Raw genomic sequence first — 18,799 nt, forward strand, 5'->3', positions numbered from 1 at the left:
CGCCGGACGCCCGGGCGGCGCTGCCGGAGACTGGTGGGGACGCGACGAAGGGAACGGATCATGACGGTGTACGCGTACGTCGACGGCCCGCTGGGCGACATGCTCCTGGTCGGCGAGGAGTCCGCGGACGGCCGCACCGCGCTCGCCTCGCTGTCCCTGCCCGGCCAGAAGGGCGCCGCGGTCGTACGGGACGGGTGGCGCCACGCCCCCGGGGCGTTCGAGGACGTCGCGGCGCAGCTGCGGCGGTACTTCGACGGCGGGCTGACCCGTTTCGACGTCGCGTACGCCGGCGGGGTCGGCACCGACTTCCAGCGGCGTGTGTGGCGGGCGCTGGACGACCTGCCGTACGGCTCGACCGTGTCGTACGGCGAGATCGCGGCCCGGGTCGGCGCCCCGGGGGCCGGTGTGCGGGCGGTGGGGACGGCGATCGGGCGCAATCCGCTCCTGGTCGTGCGCCCCTGCCACCGGGTGATCGGCGCGGACGGGGCCCTGCGCGGCTACGCGGGCGGGCTGGAGCGCAAGGAGCGGCTGCTCGCGCTGGAAGGCGCGCTCGTACGGTGACGGACGGGCTCTTCGTGGCGGCGCGCGACCGGGCGGAGGTCGCGCCCGGCGCGGTGCACGTGCCGGGGTGGCTGCCGATCGGCAGGCAGCGGGAGCTGGTCGAGGCGTGCCGGGAGTGGGCGCGGGGGCCGGTGCCGATGCGCCACACGGTGCTGCCGGGCGGCGGTGTGATGTCCGTGCGGACGGTGTGCCTGGGCTGGCACTGGCAGCCGTACCGCTACACCCGGACGGCCGGGGACGTGAACGGCGCACGGGTGGCTCCCTTTCCCGGCTGGCTGGCGGACCTGGGGCGGGCGGCGCTGGTGGCGGCGTACGGCGAGGAGGACGGCCGTGCCGCCGGGTACGCCCCGGACGCGGCGCTGGTCAACTTCTATGACGGGGACGCCCGGATGGGCATGCACCAGGACAAGGAGGAGCGGTCCTCCGCCCCGGTGGTGTCGCTGAGCATCGGGGACAGCTGTGTCTTCCGCTTCGGCAACACCCGGACGCGGGGCCGCCCTTACACGGACGTGGAGCTGCTGTCGGGCGATCTCTTCGTCTTCGGCGGTCCGTCGCGCTTCGCCCACCACGGTGTGCCCAGGATCTTCCCGGGGACGGCGGACCCGGCGGTGGGGATGAGCGCGGGGCGGCTGAACATCACGCTCCGGGAGACCGGACTCACCGGCGGGGCGGGGCCCTCCCGTTCAGCGTGAGCGGGAGTGGCCGAAGAGTATGCGGTACGCGATCAGCAGCACCAGCGCGCCGCCTATGGCCGCGAGCCAGGTGGGGCCGTCGTAGAACTCGTTGCTGATCGGCCGGTCCAGGAAGCGCGCCGAGATCCAGCCGCCGACGAAGGCGCCCGCGATGCCGATGAGGGTGGTGCCGATCAGTCCGCCGGGGTCGCGGCCGGGGAGCAGCACCTTGGCGACGACTCCGGCCACCAGCCCCAGAATGATCCAGCTCAGGACGTCCATGCCGTGAACCTGCCTTTCGTACGCTGTCGTCGGGTAAGACGCCCCGGGTGGCGCGGGTGGTTGCGGCGGGGCGTGGGGCGCGGCGGCAACGTGCCCCGCCGCGCGCCTCATATGCCCGGGCGGGCAGGCGGGCGGGACGGGCGCCCGGGGCCGGGGCGCGACGGCGGGTTCGCGGTCATGGGTTCATGCTGCACCACGGCACTGACAACGACGTGAGGATCATCACGCGAGGACGACGCGGACGCCCTCCCGGGCCAGGAACGCGGTGAGTTCCTCGAAGGTGGGCGCCGCGTCCACGAGCGGGCCGGCGCCGAGGCATCGCCGCGCCACGCCGGAGTCGTGCCAGACGAGGGTGAACGGCCGGCGCGGGCCGAAACCGCCGCTGAGGCAGTCGCTCAGCGCTCCGAGGTTCCCGCCGTAGTACCCGCCCGGGCCGTTGAGGGTTTCCCCCAGGGCGCAGTAGAAGCTCGCGAGGTCGGTGACGTGGCGGCCGTCGAGGTGGTGGGTGTCCGTGTCCGCCGGGGCGGGCCGGACGCGCCCGCCGTGGTTGCCCAGGGCCAGCCGCAGCCAGGCCCACCGCCCTTCGGGGCAGAGCTCCGTCCACCGGTCCTTCTCCGGGGGCGGGCCGTCCGCCCACAGTTCGTGGGCCCGGCGGGCGGCGGGCCGGGGCCGGTCGTCGCCGTCCCACGCGACCATCAGGTCCACCAGGCCGGGGCCGTACGGCGACGGCTGCCAGGAGGTGACGTACCAGGAGGCGAGCGCGGACCACATCGGGCGGCCGGTCCGGTCGAGCAGCTCCAGCCCGGCGCGCAGCGTGAAGTCGTCGTCCCGCGCCAGGGCGGTGAGCAGCGCCGTGCCGGGTGCTCCGCCGAGCAGGTGCACCGGCTCGGCCGCCGCGGGGGCGGCCGGGCCGGGTGGCTCGATCAGCACGACGTCCTTGGCCGTGCCCAGCGGCACCGTCGACCAGCCGGTCGACAGGCGGTAGCCGGGCGAGAGCGGGGGCTTGGCGGGGAGGTCGGGCGTCGCCTCGTCCCACCGCACGGCCTCCAGCGAGAGGTCGAGCAGGGACAGGTCGCGGGCGCAGGGGCGTACACCGGTGACGCGTACGTCCCGCAGGTCCCACTCGGACGTCACGACGTCACCGCCGCGTCGGAGGCTCTCCAGGGTGAGCAGGCCCACGGGCCCCGATCCCGTGGCGCGCGCGGTGGCGACGGCCGTCTGGAGGGGGCCTTCGGGGGCGCAGCCGAGCAGTTCCCAGCGTTCGCGCGGGGGCGGCGGGGGCGGGTCGGCGAACAGCCGGTCCACGGCGGGCCCTTCGGCGAGGACGGAATCGTCCTCGTCGTCGACCAGGCGCCAGGCGAAGGTGGTGCCCCGGGTCACCGGGCCGTGAAGGGGCGGTCGGTGGGGACGATCTCCTTGCCCAGCGGGAGCAGGGAGACCGGGATGAGCTTGAAGTTCGCGATGCCCAGCGGGATGCCGATGATGGTGACGCAGAGGGCGATGCCGGTGGCGATGTGGCCGAGGGCGAGCCACCAGCCGGCGAGGATCAGCCACAGCACGTTGCCGACGCAGGAGGCGGCGCCCGCGTCGCGCCGGTCGACGACGGTCTGGCCGAAGGGCCACAGGGCGTAGAGGCCGATGCGGAAGGCGGCCAGCCCGAAGGGGATGCCGATGATCGTGACGCAGAGCAGCAGGCCCGCGAGGATGTAGCCGACGAACAGCCAGAAGCCGCCCAGGACGAGCCATATGACGTTGAGGATTGCTTTCATGGGCGGCGACCTGCCATCTGTTCGAGTCGGGCGATGCGTTCCGCCATCGGCGGGTGGGTCGAGAACATCTTGGCGAAGCCCTGGCCGGGGCGGAACGGGTTGGCGATCATCATGTGGCTCGCGGTCTCGATCCTCGGTTCCGGCGGCAGCGGCAGCCTCTTGGTGCCCGCCTCCAGTTTGCGCAGGGCGGAGGCCAGGGCGAGCGGGTCCCCGGTGAGCTGCGCGCCGGAGGCGTCCGCCTCGTACTCCCGGGAGCGGCTGATGGCGAGCTGGATCACGGAGGCGGCCAGCGGCCCCAGGAGCATGATCAGCAGCATGCCCAGCAGGCCGGGTCCGTCGTCGTCGTCGGACCTGCCGATGGGGATCAGCCAGGCGAAGTTGACCAGGAACATGATCACGGAGGCGAGGGCTCCGGCGACCGAGGAAATCAGGATGTCGCGGTTGTAGACATGGCTCAGCTCGTGGCTGATCACTCCGCGCAGCTCGCGCTCATCGAGGAGCTGGAGGATCCCCTCGGTGCAGCACACGGCGGCGTTGCGCGGGTTGCGGCCGGTGGCGAAGGCGTTGGGGGCCTGAGTGGGCGAGATGTAGAGCCGCGGCATCGGCTGGCGGGCCTGCGTGGACAGCTCGCGGACCATCCGGTACAGCTGCGGCGCCTGGAACTCGCTGACGGGGCGCGCCCGCATGGCGCGCAGGGCGAGCTTGTCGCTGTTCCAGTACGCGTACGCGTTGGTGCCCAGCGCCACGACGAGCGCGACGACGAGGCCCGTACGGCCGAAGAAGCTGCCGATCAGGATGATGAGTGCGGACAGTCCCCCGAGGAGTACGGCGGTCTTCAGCCCGTTGTGCCGGCGGTGCACGGTACGCCCTCCAAGTGGTGCGGCGGGGGACCCTTTGCCTGGTGCTGGTCCACTGCTCAGTGGACCCTCCCGTACTGGTCAACGCCAGGCGGGCATGGCGGGTTCCCTTGCGCCCCGGGGGCGGGGATGGGCCGTACGGGTGACTCAGCGCGGGGCGGGCAGCCCGGCCTTCTCCAGCGCCTCGGGGACCGGTTCGACGTCGCTGGTGCAGTGGGCGCAGCGGCTGGCCACGGCCGGGATCCCGGTGTAGCAGCGGGGGCAGTCGCGCATGGCGGCCTTGATGTCGAAGGGCTCGTCGCGCTTGAACCGGGTCTGGATCCTCATCATCGGCACGACGACGCAGAAGTAGAGCACCGCGGCGGTGATCACGAAGGCGAGGGCGGCACTGATGAAGAGGCCGTAGGGGAACTTGGCGTCCCTGACCGTGAAGTAGGAGTGGCTGAAGTCCCCGACGGTGCCGGTGGCCATCCCGATGAGCGGGGTGATGAAGGCATTGCTGAAGGCGGTGACGACGGCGGTGAAGGCGGCGCCGACGGCCAGACCGATCGCCATGGAGATGACGTTCCCCCGGAGGAGGAAGTCCTTGAATCCGTTCAGCACGGTGGTGCTCCTAGGTAGTGCGTGAGGGGCGGCCGAGGGGCTCAGAAGAGGGTGTCGGCGGCGAAGCGCAGCACCAGCTGGGGGTAGCCGGAGAGCACCACGCCCGCGACGGCCGTGAGGACGATGGCGGTGGTGAGGGGGACGGGTGCGCGGACGCCCCGGGCGGCGCCGGACCGCGCGGCCGGTGCCTCGGTGGTGTCCCGCGTCGCGCCCTCCGGCGCGCGGAACAGTACCGCCGTCCAGCGCAGGTAGTAGTAGAGCGCGATCACGACGTTGACGCCCATGACGACGGCGAGCCAGCCCAGCCCCGCGTCGACCGCCGCCGAGAAGACCACGACCTTGGCGAACAGGCCGATGATGCCGGGCGGCAGGCCGGCCAGGCAGAGCAGGAAGAAGGCCAGCACGAGGGCGGCGGCGGGGCTCTCGGCGTACAGGCCCCGGTAGTCGGAGATCCGGTTCAGCGGGTGCCGTCGGGCCACCAGGGCGGCCACCGCGAAGGCTCCGAGGTTCACCACGGCGTACATCAGGGCGTACGCGACGGTGGCACCGATCTGGTCGTCGCCGGACCAGGCGGCGGCCGCGATGGGCACCAGGAGGTACCCCGCCTGGGCCACCGACGACCAGGCGAGGAGCCGTACGGCGCTCCACGCGCGCGTGGCGCCCTGCCGGAGCGCGGCCACATTGCCGGCGGTCATGGTGAGCGCGGCCAGGACCGCCAGGGCCGGGCCCCAGACGTCCGCGTACGTGGGGAAGGCGACGACGGTGACCAGGATCAGCCCGGTGAAGCCGACGGCCTTGCCGACGACGGACAGGTAGGCGGCGACGGGCAGCGGCGCGCCGACGTAGGTGTCGGGCACCCAGAAGTGGAAGGGCGCGGCGGCCGTCTTGAAGGCGAAGCCGACGAGGGTGAGGGCGACGCCCGCCTCGGCGAGGGTCTCCAGCCGGCCCGGCACGTCGTCCAGGCTCTGGGCGATCTCGGTGAGGTGGAGGGAGCCCGTCGCGGCGTACACGAAGCTCACCCCGAGCAGGGTGACGGCCGTGGCGGTGACGGAGGACAGGAAGAACTTGAGCGCCGCCTCGCCGGACATGCGGTCGCCGCGCTTGAGGCCGACGAGCGCGAAGGCGGGCAGCGAGGCGACCTCCAGGGCGACGACCAGCGTCGCCAGGTCCCGGGACGCGGGCAGCAGCGCGGCGCCCGCGGCGGAGGACAGCAGCAGGAACCAGAACTCCCCGGCGGGAAGCTCCTCCTCGGTGTCGCGCAGCGACAGCAGGGCCGTCACGAGCGCGCCGCCCAGCACCAGGAACTGGACGACCAGGGTGAAGTGGTCGGCGGTGTAGCTGCACGCGGCGGCGTCGGTGGTGAGGCAGAAGGTGGACCGGTCGCCCTCGCGCAGCGGTACGAGGGTGAGGACCGCGGCGGCCAGTCCGGCGATCGCCGCCCGGCCGAGGTACCGCTTGCGTCCCTTCGGTACGAGGAGGTCGGCGACCAGGACGGCCAGGGCGGTCACCGCGGCGAGCACCGGGGGCGCGATGGCGGCCCAGTCGACGGACTGGACGAGGTCGCCCGCGGTCGGGGCGTCGCCGGCGGCGGCGCTCAGGGCGGCGAGGGTCACGACTTTCCTCCTGCGAGGAGCTTCTGCACGGCCGGGTCGGTCAGGCCGAGGAGGACCGCGGGCCAGAGGCCGGCGACGACGGTGAGGACGGCCAGGGGCGTCCAGGCGGCGTACTCGTACCCCTGGATGTCGGGGAGGGCCGGCTGGTCGTCCGCGGGCCTGGCGCCCATGCAGACGCGGCGTACGACGACCAGCAGGTACGCGGCGGTGAGCAGCGTGCCGAACGCGCCGGCCGCCATGAAGGTGAGGAACGCGGGACGGCTGAGGCCCTCGGCGGGCCGGAAGGCGCCGAACAGTGCGAGCATCTCGCCCCAGAACCCTGCGAGGCCGGGCAGTCCGAGCGAGGCGACGGCGGCGAAGGCGAGGAGGCCGCCGAGGCGGGGGGCGCGGCCGTAGAGCGCCGCGCCGGTGGCCCCGGCGAGGGTGTCGAGGTCGGCGGTGCCGTACCGGTCCTTGATCGCGCCGACCAGGAAGAACAGCAGGCCGGTGATGAGGCCGTGGGCGATGTTGGCGAACAGCGCGCCGTTGACCCCGGTGGGGGTCATGGTGGCGATGCCGAGCAGGACGAAGCCCATGTGGCCCACGGAGGAGTAGGCGATCAGGCGCTTGAGGTCGCCCTTGGCGCCGGTGCGGGCGAGGGCCAGGCAGGCGAGGGATCCGTAGATGATGCCGGCGGCGGCGAACGCGGCGAGGTACGGCGCGAGCGCGTGCATGCCGTCCGGGGCGATCGGCAGGGCGATCCGGACGAATCCGTACGTACCCATCTTCAGCAGGACGCCGGCGAGGAGGACGGAGCCGACGGTCGGGGCCGCGGTGTGGGCGTCCGGGAGCCAGCTGTGCAGCGGCCACATCGGGGTCTTCACCGCGAGCCCGGCGGCGATCGCGAGAACGGCGATGACCTGCACGGACGTCGTGATGCCACGGCCGTTGTCAGTGGCGAGTGCCACCATGTCGAATGTGCCGGCCTTCAGCCCGATGAGCAGCAGGCCGAGCAGCATCACGACCGAGCCGAGCAGTGTGTAGAGGATGAACCGCCAGGCGGCGGGCCCGCGCCCCTCGCCGCCCCAGCGGGCGATGAGGAAGTACATCGGGATGAGCACCATCTCGAAGGCCAGGAAGAACAGCAGCAGGTCGAGGACGGCGAAGGTCGCCAGCGTGCCGCCCTCCAGGACGAGCAGCAGGGCGACGAAGGCCCGGGGCGAGGGGCCTTCGGGCATCTTGACGTAGCTGTACAGCGCGCAGAGGAAGCTCAGCAGCGCGGTCAGGACGAGGAGGGGGAGGGAAATGCCGTCGACGCCGAGGTGGATCCGCACGTCCAGCGCGGGGATCCAGCTGATGTCCGTGGTGGCCTGCATCCTGGACGGCTGGTCGTGGTCGAAGCCCAGCGCGAGGACGACCACGGCGGCGAGGATCGCGCCGGTGACCGTCACACCGTGGCGGAGCACGGCCTGGTCGGGGGACTTCCCCTTCAGCCCGGGCGGGGCGGGCAGGAGGGCGGTCGCGGCCCCGATGAGCGGGCCCACGACGATGAACGCGAGAAGGAACTGCATCACGGATTCGCTGATATCGATCACGGCTCACGCTCCGGCGGCGACGAGTACGGCGGCGATCGCCAGGACGACGGAGCCGGCGAGCAGGGTGCTGAGGTAGGTCTGCACATTGCCCGTCTGCGCCCGCCGGACGGCCCGGCCCAGCAGGTGGGTGCCGGTGCCCGCGCCGCGGACGTAGGTCTCGACGACCTCGCGGTCGAGGAAGGCGACCAGGGAGGCCGCGGCCCTGACGGGGCGCACGAAGAGGGCGGAGTACACGGCGTCGAGGTGGAAGCCCGCGGCGGCGTGGCGGTGCAGCGGGCCGAGCAGCAGCCGTCCGGGGTCGCCGGGGTCGGGAGCGGAGGCGATGTCGCCGTAGGCGGGGGTGTGGCCGGCGATGGCCTCCGCCTCGGAGACGGCGGGGGCCGCCCCGGGGTGGGCGGCGACCGCGCCCAGGGGGTGCCGGGCGGTGGCGGCGGTGGTGTGGCGCCAGGCGGCGTAGGTGACCAGGCCGCCGACGAGCGCGACCCCGGTGCCCAGGACGGCCGTGGTGACGGTCGGCGTCAGGGCGTGGCCGTCGAACCAGTCGCCGAGCACGCCCACGGCCAGGCCGAAGGCGAGCGAGGGCAGGGCCAGCACCCACAGCACGGCGTTCATGACCAGCGGCGTCCGGCCGTGGTCGGGGGCCTCGGTGCCCCGGCCGCGGAAGGCCAGCAGCCACAGCCGGGTCGCGTACCCGGCCGTGAGGAGGGCGGTGAGCAGACCGGCGACGAGGACGACCCAGCCGGCCCCGGCGGGCGCCACGGACCGGTCGCCGAGGGCGGTGTGCTCGGCGGCCACCAGGACGGCTTCCTTGGAGAAGAAGCCGGCGAAGGGCGGGATCGCGGCCAGCGCCAGCAGCGCGACGGTCATCGTCCAGTACGCGTCGGGGACGCGCGCGGCGAGGCCCCGCATCCGGGACATGGCGGCCAGCGAGTTGGTGCCGGCGGCGTGGATGATCACCCCGGCCGCGAGGAACAGCAGCGCCTTGAAGGCGCCGTGGGACAGGAGGTGGAAGACGGCGGCGCCGCGGTCGCCCACGGCCAGCGCGCCCGCCATGTAGCCGAGCTGGCCGATGGTCGAGTAGGCGAGGACCCGCTTGATGTCGTCCTGGGCGAGGGCGGCCAGTCCCGAGCCGACCATGGTGACGGCCGCCATCACGGCGAGCACGGTCATCGCGGCGGCGGAGGCGGCGAAGACGGGGAGGAGCCGGGCCACGAAGTACACACCGGCGGCGACCATGGTGGCGGCGTGGATGAGGGCCGAGACCGGCGTCGGGCCGGCCATGGCGTCGGGAAGCCAGGTGTGCAGCGGGAACTGCGCCGACTTGCCGGCCACACCGGCGAGGAGGAGCAGCGCGACCAGGGTGGGGTGCTCGATGCCCCCGGCGGCGACGGCGCCCAGGATTCCGGTGATCCGGAACGTGCCGGCGTCGGCGGCCAGCGCGAACAGACCGATCAGGAAGGGGACGTCGCCGAGCTTGGTGACCAGGAACGCCTTGAGGGAGGCGGCCCGTGCCTCGGGCGTCTCCCAGTAGTGGCCGACGAGGAAGTACGAGCAGATGCCCATGATCTCCCAGCCGACCAGCAGCACCATCAGGTCGCCGGTGTAGACGACGAGCAGCATGGCGGAGGTGAACAGGGAGACGAGCGCCGCGTAGGACGGGTAGCGGGCGTCGTCGCGGAGGTACGCGGTCGAGTACAGCTGCACGCACGAGGCGACCACGCCCACCAGCACGGCCGTCAGGGCGGCGAAGCCGTCCAGGTGCAGGGCCAGGTCGATCGGCACGGACCCGGTCGGGGTGAGGCGGGTCGACGCGTCGATCGCCGCGCCGCCGCCCTGGCGTACGGCGACGAGGACGGCCAGCACCAGGGCGGCGAGCGTCGGCAGCACGGCGAGCGGGCGCACGAACCCGGGTGCGGTACGGCCCAGCAGCAGTCCGGTGACGGCGCCGAGGAACGGGAGGAGGGGTACGAGGACGGCCAGGGTCGTGGTGGTCACGCGGTGGCCTCGGCCTTCTCGTCGGGACCCGGGGTGTCGTCGGCGCCCGCGGCCCGGTCCGGGTCCGCGGTCGGGTCCGGGCCCGCGCCCTCGGCGTTGTCGCGGAGCTTGTCGATGTCCGAGGTGCCGCGGTTGCGGTACACCATCAGGACGATCGCCAGGCCGATGCCGATCTCGGCGGCGGCGATGGCGATGGTGAAGAGGGTCAGCGCCTGGCCGGCGTGCAGGGTGTCGCGGAGCCAGACGTCGAAGGCGACCAGGTTGAGGTTGACGGCGTTGAGCATCAGCTCGACGGACATCAGGACCAGGATCGCGTTGCGGCGGGCGAGGACTCCGCACAGCCCGGTGCAGAACAGCAGGACGGCGAGGACCGCCGGGTAGGCGAGGTGCATCAGTTCCCGCCCTCCCGCTCGCGGGTCGCACGGTTCTCCCGCGCACGGTTCTCCCGCGCACGGTTGTTCCGCTCACCGTTCTTCCGCTCACCGGCGGGGCTGTCGTCGCCGTTCCTGCGGGACAGCACGATGGCACCGACCAGCGCGGCCAGGAGCAGGACGGACAGCGCCTCGAAGGGCAGGACCCAGTGCCGGAAGAGGATCGCGCCCGACACGGCGGTGGAGCCCTGCGCCGGGCCGTCCAGGTCGATCCAGGTGGCGCGGAACGCGTCGACGACCACCCAGACGAGCGCGGCGGCGGCTGCGACGGCCACCACCAGCGCGGCCGGGCGGTTGCCGGAGTCCGCGTCCGGGGAGCGGCCGATGGGCGCCTTGGTGAGCATCAGGCCGAAGAGGAGGAGCACGACGACGGAACCGACGTAGATCAGCACCTGGACCCAGGCGATGAACTCGGCGGTGAGCAGCAGGTACTCGACGGCGACCCCGCCGAGCGCCACGACCAGCCACAGGGCGGCGTGCACCAGCTGCCGGGTGGTGACGGTGACGACGGCGGCGCCGAGGGTGACGACACCGACGAGGAGGAAGGCGATCTCGACGCCGGTCGGCGACAGGAAGCCATGAGTGGCGGCGAGCGTCACGCGGTCCCTCCCTCGGCGGGCGGATCCGGCTCACCGTCACCGGGCGCTCCGGGTGGGCGGCTGGTGGGGCCGGGGGTGCCGGGCGCTTCGGGCGCGGGGCCGGGGGTGCCGGTTGCTTCGGCGGTGGGGCCGGGCGCGGGGCCGGTTGCTTCGGCGGTGGGGCCGGTTGCCTCCGCGGTGGTGGCTTCGGCGGCCTCGGCCGCCCGGGCCGCGGCGAGCTTGTCCGCCGCCTTGCGGGCGGCGGCGATCTCCTTCGGCTCCTCGGCCCCCGGGTCGAGCGCGGGCGGTTCCGGGACCGTCCACATCCACTCGCGGAGCTTGTCCCGCTCATGGGTCAGTTCGTGGATGTCCGTCTCCGCGTACTCGAACTCCGGCGACCAGAACAGCGCGTCGAAAGGACAGACCTCGATGCAGATACCGCAGTACATGCACAGGGCGAAGTCGATGGCGAACCGGTCGAGGACGTTGCGGCTGCGCTCACGGCCACCGGGGGCGGCGGCCGGGACCGTCTCCTTGTGGGAGTCGATGTAGATGCACCAGTCGGGGCACTCACGGGCGCAGAGCATGCAGACCGTGCAGTTCTCCTCGAACAGGCCGATCACCCCGCGGGTGCGCGGCGGGAGTTCGGGCTGGGCGTCGGGGTACTGCGCGGTGTGGCTCTTCCTGGTCATCGTGCGGAGGGTGACGGCCAGGCCCTTCGCCAGGCCGGATCCGGGGATCGGGGGCATTACTGGATCACCACCTTGACGATGCCGGTGAGGGCGATCTGGGCGAGGGCGAGCGGGACGAGGGTGGTCCAGGCGAGCCGCTGGAGCTGGTCCTCGCGCAGCCGCGGGTAGCTCACGCGCAGCCAGATCACGAGGAAGGCGAGCACGGCGGTCTTGAGCAGGGTCCACACCCAGCCGAGGCCCTCGGCCCCGAAGGGACCGTGCCAGCCGCCGAGGAACAGGACGGTGGTCAGACCGCACAGGACGACGATGCCGGCGTACTCGGCCAGCAGGAACAGCGCGAACCGCAGACCGGTGTACTCGGTGTACGCGCCGAAGATGATCTCGGAGTCGGCCACCGGCATGTCGAAGGGCGGGCGCTGGAGTTCGGCGAGGCCGGCGACGAAGAACACCAGCGCGCCGACGATCTGCCACGGCACCCACCACCACTCGAAGGCGTCGAGGATGCCGGGGAGCGACACCGTGCCGGCCGCCATGGCCACGGAGGCGGCGGTGAGCAGCATGGGCAGCTCGTACGCGAGGAGCTGGGCGGCGGTGCGCAGGCCGCCGAGGAGGGAGAACTTGTTGGCGGACGCCCAGCCCGCCATCAGGGAGCCGAGCACGCCCACGCCCATCACGGCGAGGACGAAGAAGATGCCCGCGTCGACGACCTCGCCGACGGCTCCCTCGCCCGGACCGACCGGGATCGCGACGAGGACGACGAGGTACGGGAGGAGGGCGATGGCGGGGGCGAGCTGGAAGATGCGGCGGTCGGCGTTGGCCGGGACCACGTCCTCCTTCTGCGCGAACTTCACCCCGTCGGCCACGAGCTGCGCCCAGCCGTGGAAGCCGCCGGCGTACATGGGTCCGAGGCGGCCCTGCATATGGGCCATGACCTTGTGCTCGGTCTGGCCCACCACCAGGGGGAGGACCAGGAACACGGCGAAGACGACGAGCAGCCGGAGGGCGACGTCGAGTACGTCGTTCACGCGTCTCCTTCGTTCTTCGTCTTCTTCGTCGGTCGTGGTGCGGTGCCGTCGGCCGGGTCGGTCGGCTCGGTCTCGTCCGGCGCGTCGGTCGAGCCGGTCGAGCCGGTCGAGCCGGTCGAATCGGTCGGCTCGGTCGGCTCAGTCGCGTCCGGCGCGTCGGCGGCGTCCGGTGCCCGCGTGGGCTCGGGCTCGGGCTTCGGCTCGGGCCGGGGCTCCGGCTTCGGTTCCGGGCGCTCCGGGGCGGGAGCCTCGGGGGCGGCGGGGGCATCGAACGCGGGGACCGGGTTGTTCCAGGGGGCGTCCGCGCTGCGGGTGCGGGGCGGGGGCCCCGAGGGCTCCTGGGCCGCCGGGGAGGCGGACTGGCTCGCCGAACCCTCCGAGGCGCTGCGCGTACGGCGGGGGCGGGGCGCGGCCTCCGGGGCGGTGCCCTCCGGTGTCGCGGGGGCCGCCTGGCTCGCCGAGCCCTCGCCCACGGTGCGCGTGCGGCGGACGGGGCGCTCGCCGGCGGGGCGCGCGGCGCGGGCGGGGCGGGCCGGGGCGGGCGGTAGCTGGCCCTTGAGCGGGCCCCAGTCGTTGGGGTCGGGCACACCGGGCGGCAGCATCTGGCGCCGCTTGGGGCCGCCGTGCGCGGCACCCGCCGCGGACTCGCCCGGCTCCTTCGCGCCCGGCCACGCCTTGGCCACGCGCGCGGCCAGCACGAAGTCCTTGCGCAGCGGGTGGCCCTCGAAGCCCTCCGGCAGCAGCAGCGGCACCAGGTGGGGGTGGCCGGTGAACGTCACGCCGAACATCTCGTACGTCTCGCGCTCGTGCCAGGCGGCGCCCGCGTACACGCCGACGGCGGTCGGCAGGGCCGGGGCGTCGTGCGGCACGGTCGTACGCAGCAGCAGGCGCCGTACCCGGTCGCCTCCCAGGGCGACGACGTGGGCGCAGACGCGGAAGCCGGTGCCGGGCTCGTCGACCGCGCTCAGCCAGTCGAAGTAGGTGCAGGCCAGCTCGTCGCGGGCGGTCTCCAGCGCGGCGGTCCAGGACGCGGCGGGGACGTCCACCGTGAGGAGGTCGTGGGCCAGCTCGGCGGTGGCGCCCTCGCCGAAGAGTTCGGCGGCGGCGTCGGGCAGCCTGTCGTACGCGGTCACACCGTACCTCCCGGCGGGGGCACCAGGCCGCTGCGCAGCTGGCCGGCCGAGGGGCCGCGGCCGCGGCCGTAGCGCTCACTCAGCGACTCGCGGGCGATCTTCTCCTGGAGCTTGAGGATGCCCTGGAGGAGCGCCTCGGGGCGGGGCGGGCAGCCGGGTACGTACACGTCGACGGGGATGATCTGGTCGACGCCCTTGGTGACGGAGTACGAATCCCAGTAGGGCCCGCCGCAGTTGGAGCAGGCGCCGAAGGAGATGACGTACTTGGGCTCGGGCATCTGCTCGTAGAGCCGCTTCACGGCGGGCGCCATCTTGTCCGTGACCGTGCCGGACACGACCATGAGGTCGGCCTGGCGCGGTCCGGGGGCGAAGGGGATCACGCCGAGCCGGATGAAGTCGTGCCGCGCCATCGACGCCGCGATGAACTCGATGGCGCAGCAGGCGAGCCCGAAGTTGAAGACCCACAGGCTGTAGCGGCGGCCCCAGTTGAGGACCACCTTCATCGGCTCGGGCGCGAGCCGGGCGAGGGCTCCGAGCCGCTGCGGCTCGGGAAGATCGACTGGGGTCACGTCCATGTCAGGACGCCCTTCTTGTACGCGTAGAGCAGTCCTACGGCCAGGAAGCCGAGGAAGATGAACATCTCGACCAGCGTCGTGGCGCCGTAGCCGGGTGCGGCGAAGACGGTCGCCCACGGGAAGAGGAAGATCGAGTCCACCGCGAAGATGACGTACAGAAAAGCGTAGACGTAATAGCGGACCTGGGTGTGGGCCCAGCCCTCCCCCACCGGGTCGACGCCGCACTCGTAGGTCAGCAGCTTCTCCGGCGTCGGGACGACGGGCCGCAGCAGCCGTCCGGCGCCGAAGGCGACCGCGACGAACAGCACGCCGATCACGGCGATCAGGCCGACGACCGAATAGCTCTGGAAGTAGTCGGCGGCGAGTTCCGTCGGTACGGTCCGAACGGTCGGTTCCGGCACGTCCGTGTCCTCGCTCCCTGCCCTCGTGGCGATCCTTATGCGTTCTGTACGCACGGGAGTCTAGGCCCTGGCCCCGAGCCGGTACTCAGCCGTGCCGCACTTCAGGTGGGGTTACCCCTACTCCCGGTCCTCCCACGAGCACCATGGTGCGGGTGGCCCGGGCCCGGCAGGCTGGTCGGCATGACCGCACGCATCGCATTCGACCGGCACGTCTGGAAGGAAGTCGCCCACCTTCTGGCCAATCTCCCGATCGCCGTGATCGGGTTTGTCTACGTGGTGTTCATGGTTTCGGCGGGCGCGGGGCTGTCGGTGACCGTCGTCGGTCTCCCGCTGCTGGCCGCCGGGCTGGTGGGCGCGCGGTGGCTGGGCCGGGCCGAGCGGGCCCGCGCGCGGGTGCTTCTGGGGATACGGGTCGAGGAGCCGGCTCCGCTGCCGCGGCGGCGGGACGGGGCGCTGCTGGCCCGGTTGTGGGCGGTGCTGCGGGACCCGGTGGCCTGGCGAGCGATGCTGTACGGCTTCATACGGCTGCCGTGGGGGGTGCTGACGTTCTCGGTCATCCTGGTGTGCCTGATCGTCCCCTGGCCGGCGCTCCCGCTGGTCGCCCGGGGGCTGGCCAACGCCGACCGGGCGATGGTGCGGGGCCTGCTGTCGGGCTCCGGCGACCTGCGGCTGCGGATCGCGGAGCTGGAGTCCGACCGGGGCGTGGTGGTCGACACCGCCGCCGCCGACCTCCGGCGCATCGAGCGGGACCTGCACGACGGCGCCCAGGCCCGGCTGGTCGCCCTCGCCATGGGGCTCGGTCTGGCCAAGGAGAAGCTGCTGGAGGACCCGGAAGCGGCGGCGGCCATGGTCGACGAGGCCCACGGAGAGGTGAAGCTCGCCCTCCAGGAGCTGCGCGACCTGGCCCGGGGCATCCACCCCGCCATCCTCACCGACCGCGGCCTGGACGCCGCCCTCTCCTCCGTCGCCTCCCGCTGCACCGTCCCGGTCACGGTCACGGTCGATCTGCGGGAGCGGCCGGCGGAGGCGATCGAGGGCATCGCCTACTTCACCGTCTCGGAGCTCCTCCAGAACGTCTCCAAGCACTCGGGGGCGCGCCGGGCGGTGGTGGACGTGTGGCGGGCGGACGACCGGCTGCTGGTCCAGGTGACGGACGACGGCGGTGGCGGGGCCCGGCTCGATCACGGCTCGGGCATGGCCGGGCTGGCGGAGCGCCTGGGTTCGGTGGACGGGCTGTTCCTGCTGGATTCGCCCGCCGGGGGGCCGACGACGGCCACCGCCGAGCTGCCCTGGCGCGACCGGGGCGCCGCGCGACCGGCCCGGCAGGGGGGATAACCCCCGGTCGAAGACGGATACGAGCCCCATGGTGTCCGTCCGGCCGAGCGAGGACGCTTGAGGTACCGCACGGGGCCTTCGCCCAGGCACTCGCCCCGCCTGCGGCGCTGAGCCCCACCACTTCCGACACCCACGCCCGCCGGCGCCCACGACCACGGCCGCCGACGCCCATGGCCTCGCCCACCGCCGGCGGCCGCGAACAACGCCGCCCGCGCACGACGACGCCCAGGCACAACAACGCCCACGCACGACGACGCCCGCGCACGACCACGACGATCACGAGAAACGGACGGACCATCCGATGGCACTGGCCCATGAAACGGAGACCCGGCACCACCGCCTCCCCGCGGTGCTGCGGGCCCCCTTCGAAGCCCGCACCTGGCGCGAGTTCGGCTATCTGCTGATCGGTCTGCCGCTGAGCGTCCTCTATTTCTCGTTGTCCATATCCCTGGTGTCGCTGGGCGTCGGCCTGGTGGTGACCTTCCTGGGCGTTCCGGTGCTCGCGGCGGCCCTGGCCATGTGCCGCGGCTTCGGGACGCTGGAGCGGGCACGGGCGCGGGGCCTGCTGGGGATGCGGGTGTCCGACCCCGCGCCGGTGCGGGGCCGTGAGGGCAAGGGCCTGATGGGCTGGGTGGGCGCCGTCCTCAAGAGCGGCGAGTCCTGGCGCCACTTCCTCTACGCGGTGCTGCACATGCCCTGGGCGGTCTTCGCCTTCAGCGTGGCGGTGTCCTTCTGGGTGTACGGCTGGGGGTTCTTCACCTATCCGCTGTGGCGCTGGGTCTTCCCGGTGTTCGCGGGGGTGGACGGTCTGCAGCTGTACGGCGACCGGACCCACTCGGTGTACCTGGACTCGCCGGTGGAGCTGGCCGGCACCAGTGCGGTGGGGCTGTTCCTGGTGCTCGTCACGCCGTGGGTGATACGCGCGCTGGTCTCGGTCGACCGGCTGCTGGTGGCGGGACTGCTGAGCCCGTCCCGGCTCGCACACCGGGTCTCGGAGCTGGAGTCCGACCGGGGCGTGGTGGTCGACACCGCCGCCGCCGACCTCCGGCGCATCGAGCGGGACCTGCACGACGGCGCCCAGGCCCGGCTGGTCGCGCTCGCCATGGACCTGGGCCTGGCCAAGGAGAAGCTGCTGGAGGACCCGGAGGCGGCGGCGGCCATGGTGGACGAGGCCCACGGAGAGGTGAAGCTCGCCCTCCAGGAGCTGCGCGACCTGGCCCGGGGCATCCACCCCGCCATCCTCACCGACCGCGGCCTGGACGCCGCCCTCTCCTCCGTCGCCTCCCGCTGCACCGTCCCGGTGACCGTCGAGGTGGACCTGCCGTCCCGGCCGGCCCCGGCGATCGAGGGCATCGCCTACTTCACCGTCTCGGAGCTCCTCCAGAACGTCTCCAAGCACTCACGAGCCGGGCGTGCCACGGTCGACGTATGGCGAGTGGAGGACAGGCTGATGCTCCAGGTGACGGACGACGGGCGTGGCGGCGCGGACGTCTCCCGGGGCGGGGGCCTCTCGGGGCTGACGGAGCGGCTGGACGCGGTGGACGGCATCCTCGCCGTGCACTCGCCGGCCGGCGGGCCGACGACCGTCACCGCCGAGCTGCCCTGGCGGGGCTGACCCGGCCCGCCGGCCGGCCCGGCACCTCCCGTGCTCACGGCACCTCCCGTGCTTACGGCACCTCCCGTGCTTACGGCGCCTCCCGCACCCCTGACACCTCCGGTGCTTCCGGCAGCGCCCGTGACCCCGCCGCCCCGGGCGTTCCCTCGCGTCGACGAGTTGTCCACAGGCCGGCCCGCCGGCGTCCCGATACTGGGAGGCTGGGGCAGGGACGCGGACGTCGCGTCGTGCACATCGATACATGGGGGATGCGGCTCGTGGCGGAGGACAGGGTGCGGGTGGTCATCGCGGAGGATTCCGTGCTGCTCCGGGAGGGCCTGACCCGGTTGCTGACCGACCGGGGACATGACGTCGTGGCGGGCGTCGGCGACGGTGACGCGCTGGTCAAGACGGTGGGTGAGCTGGCGGACGAGGGGGCGCTGCCGGACGTGGTGGTGGCCGACGTACGGATGCCGCCGACCCATACGGACGAGGGGGTGCGGGCGGCGGTGCGGCTGCGGGAGCGGTACCCGGGGATCGGGGTGCTGGTGCTGTCGCAGTACGTGGAGGAGCGGTACGCGACGGAGCTGCTGGCGGGCAGCAGCCGGGGTGTGGGCTATCTGCTGAAGGACCGGGTCGCCGAGGTCCGGGAGTTCGTGGACGCGGTGGTGCGGGTGGCTGGGGGCGGCACCGCGCTGGACCCGGAGGTGGTGGCGCAGCTGCTGGGCCGCAGCCGCAAGCAGGACGTGCTCACGGGGCTGACGCCCCGTGAGCGGGAGGTCCTCGGCCTGATGGCGGAGGGCAGGACCAACTCGGCGATCGCCCGCCAGTTGCAGGTGAGCGAGGGGGCGGTGGAGAAGCACGTGAGCAACATCTTCCTGAAGCTCGGGCTGTCCCCGAGCGACGGCGACCACCGGCGGGTGCTCGCGGTGCTGACGTATCTGAACGGCTGAGCGGGGTGCGCCGGGGAGCGTCGTTACCGAGCGGCGCGGGGGGAGACAGAGCATGATGATCCAGGGCGAAAGGGCGTTCCAGAGCGACGTCCATCATGTGAGCGGTCCACGGAGGGCGACCCTTGCGGACGTAGGGTGGGCCTTGGGACGGCCGGTG

Annotated in this window: 20 protein-coding genes; 5 read left to right on the top strand and 15 right to left on the bottom strand. The window is 73.2% G+C overall.

The features are described 5' to 3' along the window. Positions 1-60 precede the first annotated feature (60 nt). A complete protein-coding gene (locus tag ACF08D_RS15270; protein WP_392223044.1) occupies positions 61-561 on the top strand; it encodes a methylated-DNA--[protein]-cysteine S-methyltransferase in 501 nt (166 codons plus the stop codon). Further along, positions 558-1,253, top strand: a complete 696-nt coding sequence (locus ACF08D_RS15275) for an alpha-ketoglutarate-dependent dioxygenase AlkB family protein (RefSeq protein ID WP_392223045.1) — start codon at positions 558-560, stop codon at positions 1,251-1,253. The genes ACF08D_RS15270 and ACF08D_RS15275 overlap by 4 nt, the downstream gene beginning before the upstream one ends. Here ACF08D_RS15275 and ACF08D_RS15280 read toward each other — a convergent pair. From ACF08D_RS15280 to ACF08D_RS15350, 15 genes are all read right to left on the bottom strand, one after another. Further along, entirely contained in the window at positions 1,245-1,514 is a 270-nt protein-coding gene (locus ACF08D_RS15280) for a GlsB/YeaQ/YmgE family stress response membrane protein (RefSeq protein WP_392223046.1), read from the bottom strand. The genes ACF08D_RS15275 and ACF08D_RS15280 overlap by 9 nt on opposite strands. 222 nt (positions 1,515-1,736) lie before the next feature. Beyond that, positions 1,737-2,894 (bottom strand): barstar family protein, encoded by a 1,158-nt coding sequence (locus tag ACF08D_RS15285; protein WP_392223047.1) that lies wholly within the window; start codon positions 2,892-2,894, stop codon positions 1,737-1,739. Next, positions 2,891-3,283, bottom strand: a complete 393-nt coding sequence (locus tag ACF08D_RS15290; protein ID WP_392223048.1) for a YccF domain-containing protein — start codon at positions 3,281-3,283, stop codon at positions 2,891-2,893. The genes ACF08D_RS15285 and ACF08D_RS15290 overlap by 4 nt, the downstream gene beginning before the upstream one ends. Continuing rightward, complete coding sequence (gene htpX, locus ACF08D_RS15295) at positions 3,280-4,143, bottom strand: zinc metalloprotease HtpX (protein WP_392223049.1); 864 nt, start codon at positions 4,141-4,143, stop codon at positions 3,280-3,282. Before htpX ends, ACF08D_RS15290 begins: the two co-directional genes overlap by 4 nt. 144 nt (positions 4,144-4,287) lie before the next feature. Next, positions 4,288-4,743, bottom strand: coding sequence for a large conductance mechanosensitive channel protein MscL (gene mscL, locus ACF08D_RS15300; protein WP_392223050.1), 456 nt, complete (start codon positions 4,741-4,743; stop codon positions 4,288-4,290). 41 nt (positions 4,744-4,784) lie between these two features. After that, positions 4,785-6,356, bottom strand: a complete 1,572-nt coding sequence (locus ACF08D_RS15305) for an NADH-quinone oxidoreductase subunit N (RefSeq protein WP_392223051.1) — start codon at positions 6,354-6,356, stop codon at positions 4,785-4,787. Beyond that, positions 6,353-7,906, bottom strand: coding sequence for an NADH-quinone oxidoreductase subunit M (locus tag ACF08D_RS15310; RefSeq protein WP_392223204.1), 1,554 nt, complete (start codon positions 7,904-7,906; stop codon positions 6,353-6,355). Before ACF08D_RS15310 ends, ACF08D_RS15305 begins: the two co-directional genes overlap by 4 nt. Before the next feature lie 27 nt (positions 7,907-7,933). Continuing rightward, positions 7,934-9,925, bottom strand: coding sequence for an NADH-quinone oxidoreductase subunit L (locus ACF08D_RS15315; RefSeq protein WP_392223052.1), 1,992 nt, complete (start codon positions 9,923-9,925; stop codon positions 7,934-7,936). Then, positions 9,922-10,317, bottom strand: coding sequence for an NADH-quinone oxidoreductase subunit NuoK (gene nuoK / locus ACF08D_RS15320; protein ID WP_392223053.1), 396 nt, complete (start codon positions 10,315-10,317; stop codon positions 9,922-9,924). The genes ACF08D_RS15315 and nuoK overlap by 4 nt, the downstream gene beginning before the upstream one ends. Further along, complete coding sequence (locus tag ACF08D_RS15325) at positions 10,317-10,955, bottom strand: NADH-quinone oxidoreductase subunit J (RefSeq protein WP_392223054.1); 639 nt, start codon at positions 10,953-10,955, stop codon at positions 10,317-10,319. Before ACF08D_RS15325 ends, nuoK begins: the two co-directional genes overlap by 1 nt. Next, positions 10,952-11,683 carry a 4Fe-4S binding protein gene (locus tag ACF08D_RS15330; protein WP_392223055.1) on the bottom strand — a complete coding sequence of 244 codons (732 nt, stop codon included), beginning with the start codon at positions 11,681-11,683 and terminating at the stop codon, positions 10,952-10,954. The genes ACF08D_RS15325 and ACF08D_RS15330 overlap by 4 nt, the downstream gene beginning before the upstream one ends. Further along, the gene (locus tag ACF08D_RS15335) at positions 11,683-12,651 is read right to left on the bottom strand and encodes an NADH-quinone oxidoreductase subunit H (protein WP_392223056.1); all 969 of its coding nucleotides are present in this window, start codon (positions 12,649-12,651) and stop codon (positions 11,683-11,685) included. Before ACF08D_RS15335 ends, ACF08D_RS15330 begins: the two co-directional genes overlap by 1 nt. Then, on the bottom strand, positions 12,648-13,784 hold the full coding sequence (locus ACF08D_RS15340) for an NADH-quinone oxidoreductase subunit C (RefSeq protein WP_392223057.1): 1,137 nt from the start codon (positions 13,782-13,784) through the stop codon (positions 12,648-12,650). Before ACF08D_RS15340 ends, ACF08D_RS15335 begins: the two co-directional genes overlap by 4 nt. Beyond that, complete coding sequence (locus ACF08D_RS15345) at positions 13,781-14,359, bottom strand: NADH-quinone oxidoreductase subunit B (protein ID WP_392223058.1); 579 nt, start codon at positions 14,357-14,359, stop codon at positions 13,781-13,783. The genes ACF08D_RS15340 and ACF08D_RS15345 overlap by 4 nt, the downstream gene beginning before the upstream one ends. Continuing rightward, a complete protein-coding gene (locus ACF08D_RS15350) occupies positions 14,350-14,760 on the bottom strand; it encodes an NADH-quinone oxidoreductase subunit A (RefSeq protein WP_392223059.1) in 411 nt (136 codons plus the stop codon). The genes ACF08D_RS15345 and ACF08D_RS15350 overlap by 10 nt, the downstream gene beginning before the upstream one ends. Before the next feature lie 180 nt (positions 14,761-14,940). On the opposite strand from ACF08D_RS15350, the gene ACF08D_RS15355 reads away from it, so the two are divergent. The 3 genes from ACF08D_RS15355 to ACF08D_RS15365 all read left to right on the top strand — a co-directional run bounded on the left by ACF08D_RS15355 (position 14,941) and on the right by ACF08D_RS15365 (position 18,642). Then, a complete protein-coding gene (locus tag ACF08D_RS15355; RefSeq protein WP_392223060.1) occupies positions 14,941-16,095 on the top strand; it encodes a sensor histidine kinase in 1,155 nt (384 codons plus the stop codon). Positions 16,096-16,396: 301 nt separating this feature from the next. Beyond that, positions 16,397-17,710 (top strand): sensor histidine kinase, encoded by a 1,314-nt coding sequence (locus tag ACF08D_RS15360; RefSeq protein ID WP_392223061.1) that lies wholly within the window; start codon positions 16,397-16,399, stop codon positions 17,708-17,710. A gap of 272 nt (positions 17,711-17,982) precedes the next feature. Continuing rightward, entirely contained in the window at positions 17,983-18,642 is a 660-nt protein-coding gene (locus ACF08D_RS15365) for a LuxR C-terminal-related transcriptional regulator (protein ID WP_392223205.1), read from the top strand. Positions 18,643-18,799 lie beyond the last annotated feature (157 nt).

This window comes from Streptomyces sp. NPDC015131 (genome assembly GCF_043079975.1).
Taxonomy (GTDB): Bacteria; Actinomycetota; Actinomycetes; order Streptomycetales; family Streptomycetaceae; genus Streptomyces.